General features: G+C 65.6%; 16 protein-coding genes. 5 read left to right on the forward strand and 11 right to left on the reverse strand.

Annotation, left to right across the window (positions count from 1 at the left end):
• Both ACWDTF_RS21905 and ACWDTF_RS21910 read left to right on the forward strand, forming a co-directional pair.
• Nucleotides 1-429, forward strand: a 429-nt coding sequence (locus tag ACWDTF_RS21905) for an HNH endonuclease (RefSeq protein ID WP_449755073.1), incomplete at its 5' end; no start/stop codon positions are given.
• 277 nt (nucleotides 430-706) lie between these two features.
• The gene (locus ACWDTF_RS21910) at nucleotides 707-2,212 is read left to right on the forward strand and encodes an IS1634 family transposase (RefSeq protein WP_355274791.1); all 1,506 of its coding nucleotides are present in this window, start codon (nucleotides 707-709) and stop codon (nucleotides 2,210-2,212) included.
• Between the two features lie 164 nt (nucleotides 2,213-2,376).
• Here the strand turns inward: ACWDTF_RS21910 and ACWDTF_RS21915 are convergent, their stop codons facing one another.
• Nucleotides 2,377-3,408, reverse strand: coding sequence for a GlxA family transcriptional regulator (locus ACWDTF_RS21915; RefSeq protein WP_449755074.1), 1,032 nt, complete (start codon nucleotides 3,406-3,408; stop codon nucleotides 2,377-2,379).
• Nucleotides 3,409-3,521: 113 nt separating this feature from the next.
• Here ACWDTF_RS21915 and ACWDTF_RS21920 point away from each other — a divergent pair, with 113 nt between their 5' ends.
• Nucleotides 3,522-4,838 (forward strand): MFS transporter, encoded by a 1,317-nt coding sequence (locus tag ACWDTF_RS21920; protein ID WP_240857606.1) that lies wholly within the window; start codon nucleotides 3,522-3,524, stop codon nucleotides 4,836-4,838.
• On the opposite strand, the gene ACWDTF_RS21925 is transcribed toward ACWDTF_RS21920, so the two are convergent.
• The 4 genes from ACWDTF_RS21925 to ACWDTF_RS21940 are packed head-to-tail and all read right to left on the reverse strand — an operon-like array spanning nucleotide 4,758 to nucleotide 8,110.
• Nucleotides 4,758-5,957, reverse strand: a complete 1,200-nt coding sequence (locus tag ACWDTF_RS21925; RefSeq protein ID WP_355274786.1) for a class I SAM-dependent methyltransferase — start codon at nucleotides 5,955-5,957, stop codon at nucleotides 4,758-4,760. The two genes, ACWDTF_RS21920 and ACWDTF_RS21925, sit on opposite strands and share 81 nt — an antisense overlap.
• 5 nt (nucleotides 5,958-5,962) lie before the next feature.
• Entirely contained in the window at nucleotides 5,963-6,274 is a 312-nt protein-coding gene (locus ACWDTF_RS21930; RefSeq protein WP_240857496.1) for a hypothetical protein, read from the reverse strand.
• Between the two features lie 52 nt (nucleotides 6,275-6,326).
• Nucleotides 6,327-7,298 (reverse strand): methyltransferase domain-containing protein, encoded by a 972-nt coding sequence (locus ACWDTF_RS21935; protein WP_355274782.1) that lies wholly within the window; start codon nucleotides 7,296-7,298, stop codon nucleotides 6,327-6,329.
• Nucleotides 7,299-7,321: 23 nt separating this feature from the next.
• Nucleotides 7,322-8,110, reverse strand: a complete 789-nt coding sequence (locus ACWDTF_RS21940; RefSeq protein WP_240857494.1) for an enoyl-CoA hydratase/isomerase family protein — start codon at nucleotides 8,108-8,110, stop codon at nucleotides 7,322-7,324.
• Between the two features lie 87 nt (nucleotides 8,111-8,197).
• Between ACWDTF_RS21940 and ligD the strand changes: the two genes are divergently transcribed.
• Nucleotides 8,198-9,151, forward strand: a complete 954-nt coding sequence (gene ligD, locus ACWDTF_RS21945) for a non-homologous end-joining DNA ligase (protein WP_240857493.1) — start codon at nucleotides 8,198-8,200, stop codon at nucleotides 9,149-9,151.
• A 19-nt stretch (nucleotides 9,152-9,170) separates the two neighbouring features.
• Here ligD and ACWDTF_RS21950 read toward each other — a convergent pair whose 3' ends face one another.
• Both ACWDTF_RS21950 and ACWDTF_RS21955 read right to left on the reverse strand, forming a co-directional pair.
• Nucleotides 9,171-9,992, reverse strand: a complete 822-nt coding sequence (locus tag ACWDTF_RS21950; RefSeq protein WP_355274778.1) for an NUDIX hydrolase — start codon at nucleotides 9,990-9,992, stop codon at nucleotides 9,171-9,173.
• A gap of 96 nt (nucleotides 9,993-10,088) precedes the next feature.
• Nucleotides 10,089-10,925: an ABC transporter ATP-binding protein gene (locus ACWDTF_RS21955; RefSeq protein ID WP_240857491.1), complete on the reverse strand. Its 837-nt coding sequence runs from the start codon at nucleotides 10,923-10,925 to the stop codon at nucleotides 10,089-10,091.
• 79 nt (nucleotides 10,926-11,004) lie between these two features.
• Between ACWDTF_RS21955 and ACWDTF_RS21960 the strand changes: the two genes are divergently transcribed.
• Nucleotides 11,005-12,012, forward strand: coding sequence for an LLM class flavin-dependent oxidoreductase (locus ACWDTF_RS21960; protein ID WP_355274774.1), 1,008 nt, complete (start codon nucleotides 11,005-11,007; stop codon nucleotides 12,010-12,012).
• Nucleotides 12,013-12,257: 245 nt separating this feature from the next.
• Here ACWDTF_RS21960 and ACWDTF_RS21965 read toward each other — a convergent pair whose 3' ends face one another.
• From ACWDTF_RS21965 to ctaD, 4 genes are read right to left on the reverse strand one after another with little or no spacing between them, the layout of a single operon-like run.
• Nucleotides 12,258-12,701: a cupin domain-containing protein gene (locus tag ACWDTF_RS21965; protein ID WP_355274771.1), complete on the reverse strand. Its 444-nt coding sequence runs from the start codon at nucleotides 12,699-12,701 to the stop codon at nucleotides 12,258-12,260.
• Nucleotides 12,698-13,441, reverse strand: coding sequence for a peptidyl-tRNA hydrolase (locus ACWDTF_RS21970; protein ID WP_355274768.1), 744 nt, complete (start codon nucleotides 13,439-13,441; stop codon nucleotides 12,698-12,700). Before ACWDTF_RS21970 ends, ACWDTF_RS21965 begins: the two co-directional genes overlap by 4 nt.
• A complete protein-coding gene (gene serB / locus ACWDTF_RS21975) occupies nucleotides 13,438-14,691 on the reverse strand; it encodes a phosphoserine phosphatase SerB (RefSeq protein WP_355274765.1) in 1,254 nt (417 codons plus the stop codon). The genes ACWDTF_RS21970 and serB overlap by 4 nt, the downstream gene beginning before the upstream one ends.
• A gap of 4 nt (nucleotides 14,692-14,695) precedes the next feature.
• Nucleotides 14,696-16,477: an aa3-type cytochrome oxidase subunit I gene (gene ctaD, locus ACWDTF_RS21980; protein ID WP_240857486.1), complete on the reverse strand. Its 1,782-nt coding sequence runs from the start codon at nucleotides 16,475-16,477 to the stop codon at nucleotides 14,696-14,698.
• Nucleotides 16,478-16,588: the final 111 nt, after the last annotated feature.

The following is a 16,588-nucleotide window of genomic DNA, read 5'->3' on the forward strand; positions in this document are numbered from 1 at the left end:
CAATGTCTGGGCCCCATCAGCCCCACCACCGCATCACTGCTCACGTGCGACTCCACCGTCACCGACGTCGTCATCGACGGAGAAACCGTCCCCCTGCAGATGGGCACCAGCAAACGACTGTTCCCCGCACACCTACGGCGAGCCATCATCATCCGCGACCACTGCTGCATCAAATGCGGCGCCCCCGCTGGGCGCACCCACGTCCACCACATCACGTTCTGGAGCCACGGCGGCCCCACCGACCTCGACAACGGATGCCTACTCTGCCCGTCCTGCCACGCCTACATCCATGCCAGCGACTGGGACATCATCATGGGCGCCGACCGCCACCCCTGGCTCGTACCACCCGCCACTATCGACCCCCGACGAACCCCACTGCCCGCCTACAACCGACGCACCATGACCCTCGACGACCGCATCGCCGCCTGAGCCGAGATCCGTCGTAGGTTCCCTACGCCCGCTGCCTGAGGTGCGAGCCTGCGAGCCTCGAAGGCCACCGCCTAGCAATTTGACCGCCTGACACTTTGACCGCGCAGCACCTTCCGCGCACCCGACCCGTCGGGACCGCGCACGCCCTTTGAGAACTCCATAGACCTGACTTTTATCACCGAATCGGACATTGGTGGTCGGGATTGCGCTGACCTGCGGCGACGGCTTGGCGTGGGCTGGGATTTGCGCACTAATTCGGCGTTCGTAGGCTACGGGTGTGGCGTATGTGCGGACAGTGAAGACGGCGTCGGGAGCGACGGCGGTCCAGATCGTGCATTCCTCGCGACGCGGGTCACGCTCGATTGAGCATCTGGGGTCGGCGCACGACAAGGCTGCGATCGAGGCGTTGAAAGCTGTTGCGGCTCAGCGCATCCTCGGTGATCAGGGCGAGCTGGATCTGGGATTCGGGGCGGCCGGGGTGTCGGGTGGGCCGCTGCCGATCACGTCGTCGAACATGGCGCACCTGTGCGAGGCGCTGTCGGGGGTGTATCGCGAACTCGGTTTCGCCCGCGCTACCGGCGCTGACCAGGTGTTTGAGGAGTTGGTGATCGCCCGCATCCTGGAGCCGACCAGCAAACTCGACTCGCTAAGTGTGCTTGCCGAGGCCGGACTGACGCCGATGTCGTATCCCACGCTCAACCGGCGCCTGCCGATGTTTGCTGAGCCGGTGTGGCGGCAGAAACTGGCTGCGGCGTGCGCGGCGTATGCCGGCCTCGACTCGGCCACCCTGGTGCTCTACGACGTGACCACGCTCTACTTCGAAACCGACAAAGCCGACGGCTTCCGCGAGCCCGGATTCTCCAAAGAACGCCGCCTTGAACCACAGATCACTGTCGGGTTGTTGACCGATGCGTCCGGGTTTCCGCTGATGGTGGAGGCTTTCGAGGGCAACAAAGCAGAAACGCTGACGCTGATGCCGACGTTGCGGGCGTTCATGACCGCCCACCAGCTCACCAACGTGACTGTCGTCGCGGATGCCGGCATGATCTCCGCGGACAACAAGGCAGCGATCGAAGAAGCAGGCTTGTCGTTCATTCTTGGTGAGAAGATCCCGACCGTGCCCTACGTAATCAGTAAGTGGCACAACGACAATCCCGGTCGTGAGATACCCGACGGGCTGATCTTGACCCAGCCGTGGCCGGCAACCTCCAAGACCCGCCACCGCCGTAACCAGGTGGTCTACTACCAGTACAAGGCCGATCGGGCGCGGCGGTCACTGCGCGGTATCGACGAGCAGATCGCCAAGGCGCAGAAGGCAGTCGAGGGCAAGATTCCGGTCAAACGCAACCGATTCGTCACGCTCAAAGGGGCGGCCAAGAGCGTGAACCGCGAGTTGGAAACCAAAGCCCGCACTCTGGCCGGGTGGACGGCGTATGCCACCAATATCGACTCGCCCACAAGCGATTTCGTGATCGGCACCTACCATGAGCTGTGGCGGATCGAAAAGAGCTTCCGGATGTCGAAATCCGACCTTGCAGCACGCCCGATCTTCCACCGCAAAGAAGACTCCATCCGCGCACACCTCGCAGTCGTGTTCGCCGCCCTCGCCATCACCCGCATCATCGAAGCCCGCACCGGCTGGTCGATCAAGAAGTTCGTCACCACAGCCCGCCGCTACCGCACCATCACCGTCCAAGCCGGCAAGCACACCATCACCGCCGCCGACCCCATCCCCGACGACCTCAACGAAGCACTCCAGGCCATCCGCGAACCTACGCACTAATTGATAGAAGTCAGGAGCCTGCGAGCCTCGAAGGCCACCGCCTAGCAATTTGACCGCCTGACACTTTGACCGCGCAGCACCTTCCGCGCACCCGACCCGTCGGGACCGCGCACGCCCTTTGAGAACTCCATAGAGAACCCAGCCACGCCGCGGGTGAAAAGCGTTCAGCCCCACCGCCCGAGGTGGGAGGTGGGGCTGAACGCGACATCCGGCCCGCCGCCACCGGCGAAGGTCCGCCGGTACGCCGACGGTGACATGCCCAATTCACGTCGCAGGTGATGTCGGAGAGTGTCAGCCGTGCCCAGCCCCGACAATTCCGCCACCGCATCGACCGACAGGTCGCCGGATTCGAGGAGTTCACGGGCGTGGTCGACGCGCCGCTCCAATACCCATGCGCCAGGCGATTTTCCGGTCTCTGCACGGAATCGCCTGCTAAACGTCCGAGGACTCATCTGGGCGACCGCCGCAAGCGCCGGCACCGACAGGTTCGCGGTGAGATTCGACATGGCCCAACCGCGGACCGCGGCGGTACTGTCGTCGGTCTCGGGGACATGGCGATCGATGAACTGCGCCTGGCCGCCCTCCCGCCAGGGCGGCACTACGCAGTGCCGGGCAACCCGGTTGGCCACTGCGACACCGTGGTCACGCCGGATCATGTGTAGACAAAGGTCGATTCCCGCCGCGAGTCCGGCCGAGGACAACACGTCGCCGTCATCGATGAACAGCACAGACTCGTCGAGGTCGACGCGCGGGAACAACCGACGGAAGTCGTCCGCGTAGCGCCAGTGGGTGGTTGCGCGCCGACCGTCGAACAGTCCGGCGGCCGCGAGGACAAAAGCTCCGGTACAGATCGACACGATGCGTGCGCCCGGCCGTACGCTACGAAGAGCGTCCGCGAGGTCGTCGGGCAACCGCCCGTTGTGACGAGCGGTCGACAGACGAGTACCGGGGACGATCAGGGTGTCAGCCGACGAGACCGCCCCGACGCCCGCGTCTGCCACGAGCCCGTATCCCGATGTCGTCGGGAGCGGCTCGCTGCCCAGCGAAGCCAGGGTCACGTCGTAGAGGCGCCGACCCGCATCGTCCGTGGCCTGCCCGAAGATGAGTGGCGGAATCGTTGCGTCGAAGCCGACCACTGGTGGAACAAGCAATACAACCACCGAGTGCCGACGAGAGTTGGCATGATCTTCCGACATATTGGCGATTATGCCACTGGTATTGCGCCTCGGTCATGGCCGATTCTGATCAGGTGAAACCAACCGTGCCCTCGCCTTCATCCGGTCGGTCTGCCTCCGCGCCCGAATCGGCGATACGAGCCGGCGGCCGGCAGTGGGCGTGGATTGTTGCTGCGGTCAGTTTTGTCGCCATCCTCGGAGCAGCCGGATTTCGCGCGGTCCCCAGCGTGATGATGGATCCGCTACACAGCGAATTCGGCTGGTCACACGCCACCATCGGCGCAGCGATGTCGGTCAACATGGTGTTGTTCGGCGTCACGGCGCCGTTTGCGGCTGCGCTGATGGATCGTTTTGGCGTACGCCCAGTGCTGGTATCGGCCCTCCTGCTGATCGCGGCCGGAACCGGCCTCGGCGTATTCATGACCGCGAGTTGGCAACTGCTACTGCTGTGGGGAGTCTTGGTCGGCCTGGGCACAGGTTCGATCTCGATGGGCTTTGTTGCAACCGTCTCGACGAGATGGTTTGTGCGGCACCGTGGACTTGTCACCGGACTGCTGACCGCGGCGGGTGCGACCGGTCAGCTGATCTTTCTGCCAGTGGTCGCGCACATCACTGACGCATTGGGTTGGCGCTGGGCGTCGATCGTCGTGGCGCTCACCGCGCTTGCCGTGGTGCCCCTGGTGGCACTGCTCATCCGCGATCACCCGCGCGATGTCGGCACCACCGCCTATGGCGCGCCACCGGACGCGCCCGACGATCAGGTACCCAACGGAAGCTTCGGTGCGGCGGTGCAGGGTCTGCGCCAGGGCATGCGCGTACCGGCATTCTGGCTGCTGGCAGCAAGCTTCGCGATTTGCGGGATGACGACCAATGGGTTGATCGGCACGCACTTCATCCCCGCAGCTCACGATCACGGCATGCCGCCCACGGTTGCCGCGTCGCTACTCGCGACCATCGGCATCTTCGACGTCGCCGGCACGGTCCTTTCCGGATGGCTCACCGACCGTGTGGACCCGCGCATCCTGCTCGTGGTGTATTACGTCGGACGCGGGATGGCGCTGTTCACGCTGCCCTCACTCCTGTCCCCGCACGCCGAGCCGAGTACCTGGGTGTTCATCATCTTCTACGGATTGGACTGGGTCGCAACGGTTCCGCCGACGATCGCGATCTGCCGGCAGTACTTCGGCGCCAACACCCCGGTCGTATTCGGTTGGGTGTTCGCCTCTCACCAGATCGGCGCCGCGATCGCTGCGGTGGGTGCCGGCTACATTCGGGACACCAACGGCAACTACAACGCAGCCTTTCAGATCGCAGCGGGCCTATGCCTCTTGGCGGCAGTGCTCTGCGGAACGATCGCACGCGGACCAGCGTCAGAATCGGACACCGGCTTCGCACAGGAATCCGACGCCCTTGCGCCCGATCCGGGTCACCACCAGCGACAGCGGTCGTGAGCCCTTGAGCTTCAGCCGTTTCCGTAGTCGATCAGGGTCGACGTCGAGGCCGCGGACGAGGATCTCGAGCGTCCCGCAATCGTGGGCGGCGAGCGCCTTACGTAGTGCCTTCTCAGCGATGCCGACCTGCTCGACGATCCGAAACCCCCGCTCCCCCGCCGGTACGGAATCACCGGTGAGATAGGCGATCTGCGGGTCGAGTAGCCCAAGTCCGTGGCGGTATGCGTAGTGGCGGACCAGTCCCGCGCGGACGATCGCGCCATCCGGATCGACGATCCACTCGCCGATGTCGCCGACCGGAACATCGTCGGGCTCGCGATCGGTGACCTCGTCGGAGGTGACCAGGCCCTCGGCTTCGGTGCGCAAGACGGTTGCACGTCTGATGGGTTCCATTCCCGGACCCGACCACAACACCGCCTCGCGCACCCCGCCGTCGAGCGAGGTGACCTGCACCTCGCCGTCGAAGCCGAATCGATTGCGCAGCATCGAATAGTCCAGGCCGGGAGCACATTTCACGATGAGCGTGCGCCCTGAGTAGTTGGTCAGCAGGTCGAGTAGCGGCGGAGCCAATTGGTCGAGACGGAACACACGACCACTGCCGGAGCGACGCGCGGGGTCGGCGAGCACCACGTCGGCCGTCGACGTCGGGGTGAGTGCGTCGGCGACGAGGAGGGTCGCACCGGGAGCGTTGTGCTGCGCCATGGCAAGACGGATCCGATCAAGATCGCTGCCGATCACCCCGCGGATGCCGGCGCAGCGTTCCAACTCGATGAGTTCGGCTCCGATCGAACACGTGATGTCGTGTACCACCGCATCCGGGAAGCGGGCCGCGATCTCGGCCGCGCGATGCTCGGCAACCACGCTGTTGGTGGCCTGTTGCAACGCCTCGTCCGATAGCAGGAGGTCATCCGCGCCACGTAGTTTCCCGCGCGCCCGCCGGCGACACGTCACCGTCTCGATCAGGGCAGCATCATGGCCGGCGTAACGAGCCCGAAGTTCGGCGATGTCGGCGAGCATCGACGCCGCCGACAAATCCAGCGACGACGCCACCTCGAGCGCCTTCTCCCCGTGCCTCGACCGCAGAAACTTCACGTCGTCGAGGCTGAACGAATATGCCATCTCGCTCAGTCCTCTCCGGCTTCGGTCCGGCCCAGGTCCCAACTGCCGACCGGCTCTGCACCGACCGGCCACAGCCTCAGTTCGATGAAATGACCGGGCAGTTCGTCGGCCAAGCGGGACAACAGTTCCCGACCTCGGCGCTCGTACTCGTGTGCCCACGCCGGGTCGTCCCACCTCTCGCGATAGTGGAAGTGCTGTTCGAACAGTTCCTGCCAAGCAAGCAGGTCACGCGTCAACCCCGCCGACAACTCGAAGTGGTCGGGCGCCGCAGGCCCGTCGGTGATCCACAGCGGCCAATCGACGAAGTACTCGCTCATCAACCGCACCGACCGATCCGGCGGACTTGGGTCGGCGGTCGCGTTCACCGCGTCATTCCGGCTTGTAGCCGCTGACCACCACGTTGTAGAAGAACTTGGGCGGCACGATCTTCCGCAGCACGTTCTCGTCGAGCCAGGTCATGCGCTTCCAGCCGCCGAACGCGAATCCGGCCCAGCCCCAACCGAGTTTGTCGGCGGGTACCGCGGCCTCGAAGGTACGGACCGGCCAACCGAGCATCGCCGCGGCGAGTTCCTCGGTGGCGGTCTCGACCTTGTGCGCACCGGCGCTCGTGGCGATCCCGGCGAGTTCGTCGGGATCGAAGGTGTGGATGTCGACCACGGCTTCCAGCGCGGCCGCGCGCGACGACTCGTCGAGCTCCTCCTGCGGACGACGCCAGCCCTGCAGCGGACCGAACTTGGTGATGCTGGTTGTCGCCCACCAGGTTGCGCGGCTCATCCACCGTGCGTAGAAGTCACCGATGGTCGACGGCTCACCCGCGAAGATGAAGCGACCACCCGGCTTGAGTACTCGGAGCACCTCACGCAGCGCCTGCTCCACGTCCGGAATGTGGTGCAGCACAGCATGTCCGACGACGAGGTCAAACGTGTTGTCGTCGTAGGGGATCTTCTCCGCGTCGGCGACCCGGCCGTCGACATCGAGTCCGAGATTCTCGGCGTTGCGCAGGGCAACCTTCACCATGCCCGGCGAGAGATCGGTGACCGACCCCTTCTCCGCGACACCGGATTGCATGAGGTTGAGCAGGAAGAATCCGGTGCCACAACCAAGTTCCATCGCGCGGCCATACGGCAGATCCTCGGAAGTGGCGACCGCGTCGAATCGACCACGCGCATAGTCGATGCAGCGCTCGTCGAAGCTGATCGACCACTTCTCGTCGTAGGTCTCGGCCTCCCAGTCGTGGTAGAGCACCTGGGCGAGTTTCGTGTCCTCGAGAGCGGCCTTCACCTGCTCCTCGGTGGCGTGCGGATTCGGTTCCGGATCGACGTCCGGCGTCACGTTGGTCATCTCTGTCTCCCCTTGTCCCAGCCCTACTTGCCGAGGAATTCTGCCTTGCCGGGACCGTTCTCGACGAACGACTTCATGCCGATCGAGCGGTCCTCGGTGGAGAACAGCGCGGCAAACACCTGCTCCTCGATCTTGAGTCCGGTTGTGAGGTCGACGCCGAGGCCCTGGTCAACGGCCCTCTTACCTGCCGCGATGGCCAGCGAAGCCGCCTTGGAGAACTGCCCGGCCCACTTGAGCGCCGCGTTGTACACCTCGTCCGGTGCGACGACCTCGTCGACCAATCCGATCTCCAGCGCCTCGGCCGCACCGACGAAACGACCGGTGAAGATCATGTCCTTGGCCTTCGACGGTCCCACGAGGCGCGCGAGCCGCTGCGTGCCGCCGCCACCGGGAATGACGCCGAGCAGCACCTCGGGAACGCCGAGCTTGGCATTGTCACCGGCGATGCGGCGATCGGCCCCGAGTGCGACCTCCAGTCCGCCGCCCAGTGCGTAGCCGGTGATGGCGGCGACCGTCGGCTTGGGGATCTCGGAGATCGCACCGAGCGAGTCCTGCAGCCGACCGGCGATCTTGCTCATCTCGGCGTAGGTCATGTCGTTCATCTCTTTGATGTCGGCACCCGCCGCGAGGACCTTGGGTCCGCCATAGACCACGACCGCCTTGATGTCGTCGCGGAGGGTGGCCTCATCCGCCGCTGCCGCCAGCTCGGTCTGCACCTGCCGGTTCAGCGCGTTCATGGGCGGCCGGTTGAGCAAGATGGTGCCCACGCCGGGATGGTCTTCGGATGTCTCGAGGGTGACGAACTCAGCCATGGTCGAAGGCTACCGGGTGGGTTGTGCCCGCCGCCTCGCCGCCCCGATGACCGAGACCACAAGCAGACCTCGACCTATGGTTGAACCATGAGTCCCGACGCGTCCGCCGGGGAACCGGTCGTCCTCACCGTGGGTGAGCGTTCCGTGCGGATCTCGAGCCCGGACCGCGTGTACTTCCCCGAACGCGGCGAGACCAAGCTCGACCTCGTCGAGTACTACCTGTCGGTGGGTGACGGCATCGTGCGTGCACTGCGTGAACGGCCGTGCATGCTGCACCGTTTCCCCAAAGGCGTCGCCGAGAAAAAGGTTCATCAGAAGCGTGTTCCCGCCGGTGCGCCCGACTGGCTGGAGACCACCGAGATCTACTTTCCCCGCTACGGTCGCACCGCCGACGAGCTGTGCGTCACCGAATTGGCATCGGTCATCTGGGCCGTGCAGATGTCGACGGTCGAGTTCCACCCGTGGAACTCGCGCCGCGCCGACCCCGAGTCGCCAGATGAGTGGCGCATCGACCTCGACCCGATGCCGGACTGCGATTTCGCCCGCATCCGTCGCGTCGCGCACGTCGTCGAAGAGCTCCTCGATGAACTCGACATCCGTGGTTTCCCGAAGACCTCCGGCGGCCGCGGCCTGCACATTTACGTCCGTATAGAGCCGGAGTGGGGATTTCAGGAGGTCCGGCGCGCCGCTCTGGCGTTCGCGCGGGAGGTCGAACGCCGCGCGCCCGACGATGTCACCACCACGTGGTGGCGCAAGGACCGCAACCCCACGGCCGTCTTCGTCGACTACAACCAGAACACGCGTGACCACACGATGGCGTCGGCCTACTCGGTGCGGGGCAACCCGCGCGCGACGGTGTCGGCGCCGATCGCATGGTCGGAGATCGACGACGTGGTGCCCGACGACTTCACCATCGCCACCATGCCCGCGCGATTTGCCGAACTCGGTGATCTTCATTCCGAGATCGACGACGTCGCACACCGCATCGACACGCTCCTCGAATGGGCCGACCGCGACGACATCGACTCTCCCGACGACTGACAATCCGGAGCCCGTCGAGTCAGAGCTTGATATCGGGTACCTTCTGGTCGCCGAGTGCGGCGAAGTAGCGGTCGGAGCCGGGAAAGCTCAGGCCGGCAAGTCCCGCGCCCGGCTTGACGTCCGGCTGGATCGGTTCGATGGCGGGTTCGGCGGCCAGCAATTCTTCGACGGTGGTGAACTCGGCGATGTGGGTCAGCTGCGCCCAGGTCGGCGGAAGAAGGAAGTGCTTGCCCGACCGCCACGCGTCCAGCGCCGCACGTGCGCTCGCCCAGCGAGCGATCTCGGCCTCTGACGTCTTGTCGTCGGCGTCCTGGCCTTCCGGGAGTGCCGCGAGGAAGAACCGGGTGTCGTAGCGGCGCTTCTCGTTGACCGGTGTGATCCAGTGCGCGATGGGCCGCAGCAGGTCTGCACGCAGCGTGAGACCCCGTGCACGCAGGAACTCGGCGAACGAGAGGGATTTGTCGACGAGTTTCGTTCGGTCGTCGTCGAGCGCTCCCGGGTCTGCGAACACACCGTCATCGTCGGTCGCGAGCAGAACACCGCATTCTTCGAAGGTCTCCCGCACCGCGGCACACACGAGCGCCTGAGCGGTCTCCTCGGTGGTGTTGAAAGCGTCCGCCCACCACGCGGCGTCGGGTCCGTTCCAGGAGAGGTCGGCATCCGCGTCGCGTGCGTCGACCCCACCGCCCGGAAACACGGTCATCCCGCCGGCGAAGGCCATCTGCTGCACGCGCCGCTGCAGGAACACCTCGATTCCGTCGGCACCGTCGCGCGCGAGAACGACCGTGGCCGCATCACGGAGTGGAGCGGGTTGGGATTCCGACGACTCGACGGATGACATGTGCACCTCCACCTCACGCCGTGGAGTCAGATCACCGCGGCATTCTCGACACTATCGGCGGCGGTAGGCGCCATCCGCACCTGGGTTCCGGGATACCTACTGCGCGGCCCGTCGCCGATGTCCGCCCGCGCGACGCTTTCGCCGCGCGAAGTAACGACCGCCGCTGACTTTGCTCAGCGCGATCTGCTGGTGGAATGCCAGCGACAAGTTCTTCTCGTTGAGCACCTCGCTGAGCAGACCCTGCGCGACGACGCCGCCCTCGGAGAGCAACATCGCATGCGTGAACCCCTCGGGGATCTCCTCGACGTGGTGGGTGATGAGCACGATCGCCGGCGAGTCCGGGTCGGCTGCGAGTTTCGAGAGACGTTCGACGAGTTCCTCGCGACCACCGAGATCGAGACCGGCGGCCGGCTCGTCGAGGAGCAGCAACTCCGGATCGGTCATCAGCGCCCGCGCGATCAGCACCCGCTTGCGCTCGCCCTCCGACAGAGTCCCGAAGGTGCGGTCGGCGAGGTGCTCGGCACCCATCGACTCCAGCGATTCGAGCGCCTGCGCGCGGTCGGCGTCGTCGTACTCCTCGCGCCAGCGACCCAACACCGAGTAACCCGCCGAGATCACGACGTCGCTCACGACCTCGTCGGACGGGATCCGCTCGGCCAGTCCAGGACTGGTCACACCGATCCGGGTGGACAGTTCACGGACCTCCACCTTGCCGAGCAACTCGTTGAGGACGTACGCCGTCCCGGCAGTCGGATGGATCTCGGCACCGGCAAGACGCATCAGCGACGTCTTGCCCGCCCCGTTGGGTCCGATGATCACCCACCGTTCGTCGAGTTCCACCTGCCAGGAGATCGGGCCGACGAGCGTGTTGCCCCCTCGGACGAGCGTCACGTCGCGGAAGTCGATGAGCAGGTCGGGATCCGATTCGGTCACCTGCCCATCGTGCCCTAGATCATGGTCGGATCGCGCGCTGGTTCGGAATACGAGAGCGTGTGTCGGCCTTGGCATTGATATGTCCGTTGATCTTTCGATTCTCGATCTCGCACAAGTCGGCCCAGGCGAGACCGTCGCCGACAGTTTCGCCGCCAGCCGCGACATGGCCCAACGCGCCGAGCAGTGGGGTTACCGTCGCATCTGGTACGCCGAACACCACAACATGTCGTCGATCGCGTCGGCCGCCCCGGCGGTGCTGATCTCCCATATCGCCGCGCACACGTCGACGATCCGTCTCGGCGCGGGCGGCGTGATGTTGCCCAACCACTCCCCGCTGTCGATCGCCGAACAGTTCGGCACGCTGGCCGAACTGTATCCAGGCCGAATCGACCTCGGACTCGGCCGCGCCCCCGGCGGCGACCAGAAGACCTTCGCGGCGCTGCGCCGGACCATCGCCTCGGCCGAGCACTTCCCGACCGACGTCCTCGAACTGCAGGGCTACCTGCGCGGACAGTCACGTGTGGAGGGTGTTTCGGCCACTCCGGGCGCCGGCACCGATGTCCCGCTCTACATCCTCGGTTCGTCGCTCTTCGGTGCACAGCTGGCCGCCGCACTCGGCTTGCCCTACGCATTCGCCTCACACTTCGCACCACAGGCTCTCGAACAGGCCGTAGCTCTGTACCGCAGTGAATTCCAGCCTTCCGACGTACTCGCGGAGCCGTATGTGATCGCCGGTGTGTGCGTCATCGCCGACGACGACGAAGCCGTCGCCGCCGAGCAATTGCTGCGCGCCAAACGACAGCGGGTCACGGCGCTCTTCGGTCGCGGTCGACGGTTCACCGACGAGGAGGCCGACGCCATCCTCTCGGTGCCGCAGGGCCGTCAGATCGATTCGATGCTCACCTACGTCGGTGTCGGTACGCCCGTGCAGGTCCGCGAGTATCTCGACTGGTTCACCGACCACGCCGACGCCGACGAACTGATCCTCGCGTCGCTCGCGCCGGATCGGACAGTGTGGCGAAACACGTTGGCACACTTGGCTCCGGCGGCAATCCCGTCACCGACGGCCGCCCCCAGCGCCGGCTGAAGCTCCTTGAGGGAGTGGGTCCAACAACGCAGCCGGCCCACCTCCGCTCCCTGAGCTGAGTTGCTCGAGACGCTAGCCGAGAGTCTCGAAGGGCCGGTGAGACAAGGCAATTGGGGGCAAAGCAGAGACTGTCACCAGGGCGACGGGCCTGTCCGTCCATCCGCCGGATGGTTGGGTGCCGGCCGAGCATTTCCCCAGGTCACAGCGTTGGTCACTAAGGCTCTTCGGATCAGGCGGCAGCAAACTCAGGCAAGGCAGAAGTCGTCGAAGTCGAAGCCGGGCACGACGATGCAACTGACCAGCGACGCGTCATCGCCGACGCATCGTGCGCGCTGCCAGTGTCCAGGTGGCACGAGCGCCTGGGGTTGTTGTCCGGCAAGCACATCCGCGCCCACGAGCACTGTCGCGTCACGCCCCGGCTCGGCACCGTCGCCACCGAGATCCAGTTCGACGGGTGAACCTCGGTGATACAGCCAGAGTTCGGCGCCACGCACGGTGTGCCAGGCCGATTCCTCACCCGGCAGGAGCAAGAACAGGATTGCGGTACCGGCGGACCGGTCGGCGTCGTACGCGGGCAGAGCATCGGCCGGTAGCACCAGGTCACTGCGCCAGGTCTCCCTAAACCATCCGCCCTCGGGATGTCGCGAAAGACCAAGACCCCGAGCCCATTCCGGCAGCAGCTCGCTCACCGGGTCACCTCCGCGATCACGGTGACCGAGCCGGGCGCGATCTCGGTGAAACCCGCATCGCGCACCGCGACCGCCGCACCGCTCGCATCGGCAGCCAACAACGAACGCCAGCGCACAGAATCCGCGACACACACCGACAATGGACATCCGGACTCGCGCCAGGCCAGCGTCGACGCCTCGTCGAGGAGCCGTACCGCCAGCATCGACGCGTGCCCCACCTGGGCCGCAAGCTTTCCCACGGTCATCTCGAGATCCGGGTTGACCCAAAGGCACACACCGGTCGTCGGCGGATCTGCCGGGAGCCCGCCGTCGACCTCCGTGCCGCCGATCTGCAAGCGCGAGATCCGACGATCGACGTCACCGACACGGCCGGGCACAAGAGCTCGCGCCTGCGCAGCGCCTTCGCCGGCAGTGACACCCCATACCTCCTGCGCCGCAAGCCACTGCGCACCACGAGCACGACGCGCTATCTTGCGGATTCGCGCGTCGCACCACGCGTCGAGCGAGGGCGCCCACGGGCCGTCGCGACCTGCTCGGTCGTCGAGGCACAGCAGCGCCACTGCGCGTGCCGCGGCAACGAGGAGTTCGGCTCGGTCGGGCGGATCGGACTTCTCGATACGCAACACCATCTGCATGGCCAACACATCGGCCGGATCGAGCGGATCGTCGTGCCCGCCAACATGACCGGTCAGCCGACGGTAGTCGTCGGACAGCGGCGACCCATTCGGTTCGATCGTCATTCCAGTGGCACGCGCCGCAGCACCCCGTCGGCGGCGTCGGCGGCTTCGATCTCGTCGCGGGTGACGCCGAGGATGAACAGGACGGCATCGAGGAACGGATGGTTCAGGGCCGCATCGGCGACCTCGCGCAACGCGGGTTTGGCGTTGAACGCAATGCCGAGGCCTGCGACCGAGAGCATGTCGATGTCGTTGGCGCCGTCGCCGACCGCGACCGTCTGCTCCACCGGCACACCCACCTGATCGGCGAAGGAACGCAACGCGCGCGCTTTGCCCGGCCGGTCGACCACCTCGCCGATCACGCGGCCGGTGAGTCGCCCGTCGACGATCTCGAGCGTGTTGGCGCGCACGAAGTCGAGTTCGAGTTCATGCGCCAGTCCGTCGATGACCTGGCGGAAACCGCCCGACACCAGACCGCAGTGATAGCCGAGCCGATGCAGCGTGCGAATGGTGGTCCGTGCACCGGGTGTGAGCTCCAGGGACGCCGCCACCTCGTCGACCACCGACGCGTCGAGACCGGCCAGCGCCGCAACCCGCTGATGCAGGGATTCGGAGAAGTCGAGTTCGCCGCGCATGGCGCGTTCGGTGACCGCCGCGACCTCCGCTTCGCGACCGGCATGGGCGGCGAGCATTTCGATGACCTCGCCCTGGATCAGGGTGGAGTCGACGTCGAAGACGATGAGCCGCTTGGCACGTCGCGCGAGACCGCCTCGTTCGACGGCGATGTCGACCGCGTGCCTCGATGCGACCGTCGCCAGGCCCTTGCGCAGTGCGGCGTCGGCCGCCACGTCCGCGCGACCCTGAACACTGACCATCAGCTCCAGGCCCGTCAGTGGGTAGTCGGCGATCCCCCGGATCGAGTCGATGTTGCCGCCCTGGTCGGCAAGCTCGGTGGCGACCGCGCTGAAGGCCTGCGGAGTCACCGGACTACCGAGCAGGACGACCGCGTGACTGGACGGCGGCTGCCCGACCGTCTCGGCACCGACCTCCACTGCGACATCGATCCCGACCGACGCCATGGCCTGCTCGACGACGTCTTGCACGGCCTCGGCGTCACCGCTGGTGGCGACGAGCACACCCAGAGTGAGTCGACCGCGGATGACCACCTGCTCGACGTCGAGCAGGTTGACGTCCTGCGTCGACAGTGCGGCCATCAAGGCCTTGGTCACGCCCGGCTTGTCGAGACCGGTGACGGTGATGAGAACGGTGGTGAGTGACTTTCCCGAGTCCTTGGGCCCAGAATTCGATTCCACCGTGTCAGCGCGGGTCGCTGTCCCCGGACGCCTCGTGGCTGCCGGTGGTCAGCGGGTCGCGACGCGCATCCTCGACAACCTTGCTTTCGTGGCCGTGTCCGGGACCAACGTGCGCTTCGGCACGCATCCGCTCGATCATGTGCGGATAGTGCAGCTCGAATGCGGGACGCTCCGACCGGATGCGCGGCAGTTCGGTGAAGTTGTGCCGCGGCGGCGGGCAGCTGGTGGCCCACTCGAGCGAGTTGCCGAAGCCCCACGGATCGTCGACGGTGACGACCTCGCCGTAGCGGTACGAGCGGAAGACGTTCCACAGGAACGGCAGCGTCGACAGTCCGAGGATGAACGCACCGAGGGTGGAGATCATGTTCAGCGTGGTGAAGCCGTCCGACGGCAGGTAGTCGGCGTAGCGACGCGGCATGCCCTCGTTACCCAGCCAGTGCTGGACCAGGAAGGTGGTGTGGAAGCCGATGAAGGTCAGCCAGAAGTGCCACTTGCCGAGTCGTTCGTCGAGCATGCGTCCGGTCATCTTGGGGAACCAGAAGTAGATGCCGGCGTAGGTGGCGAACACGATCGTGCCGAAGAGCACGTAATGGAAGTGAGCGACCACGAAGTAGCTGTCGGAGAGGTGGAAGTCCAGCGGCGGGCTCGCGAGCAGAACACCGGTCAGACCACCGAAGAGGAAGGTCACGATGAAGCCGACGGAGAACAGCATCGGTGACTCGAAAGTCATGTTGCCTCTCCACATCGTGCCTATCCAGTTGAAGAACTTCACGCCGGTGGGCACGGCTATCAGGAAGGTCATGAACGAGAAGAACGGCAACAGCACGGCGCCGGTGACATACATGTGGTGGGCCCACACGGCCACCGACAGTGCGGCGATCGCGAGGGTCGCGTAGACGAGACCGGAGTAACCGAAGATCGGCTTGCGGCTGAACACCGGGAAGACCTCGGACACGATGCCGAAGAACGGCAGCGCGATGACGTACACCTCGGGGTGACCGAAGAACCAGAACAGGTGCTGCCAGAGGATCACACCGCCGTTGGCCGGGTCATAGAGGTGGGCGCCGAACTGGCGGTCGACCTCCAGGCCGAGCAGAGCAGCCGTCAGCAGCGGGAAGATCAGCAGGATCAGGACGCTGGTCACCAGGATGTTCCAGGTGAAGATCGGCATGCGGAACATGGTCATGCCGGGGCAGCGGAGACAGACGACGGTGGTGACCATGTTGACAGCACCGAGGATGGTGCCGAGGCCACTGACACCCAGACCCATGATCCACAGGTCGGCACCGACGCCGGGAGAGTGCACCGCGTCGGTGAGCGGGGTGTAGGCGGTCCATCCGAAGTCGGCGGCACCGCCGGGCGTGATGAATCCGCCGATCGCGACCGTCGAGCCGAAGACGAACAGCCAGAAGCCCATCGCATTGAGTCGCGGAAACGCGACGTCGGGCGATCCGATCTGCAGTGGCAGCACGAAGTTCGCGAAGCCGATGACGATCGGCGTCGCATACATCAGCAGCATCACCGTGCCGTGCATGGTGAACAGCTGGTTGAACTGCTCGGTCGACAGGAACTGCATACCCGGATGGGCGAGTTCGCCACGCATCAGCAGAGCCATCAGGCCACCGATGAGGAAGAACGCGAAGCAGGCGGTGATGTACATCATGCCGATCAACTTGTGATCGGTGGTGGTGATCAGCTTGTAGAAGAACGAACCCTTGGGCTGGTAGCGCTCCGGGAACGGACGCACTGGAGCCACTTGCGTGGTGGGCTGGTCTACCGCGGTCACAGATCCTCCTCTTGCCCGACCATCTCCAGCGAATCGGACGACGACTCCACAGACGGCCGGCACATGAACAAACCGAGCGCTGGTAACTGATCCTAAACCCTTGCGGGCGCC

It is taken from the genome of Gordonia sp. NPDC003422 (assembly GCF_053588675.1).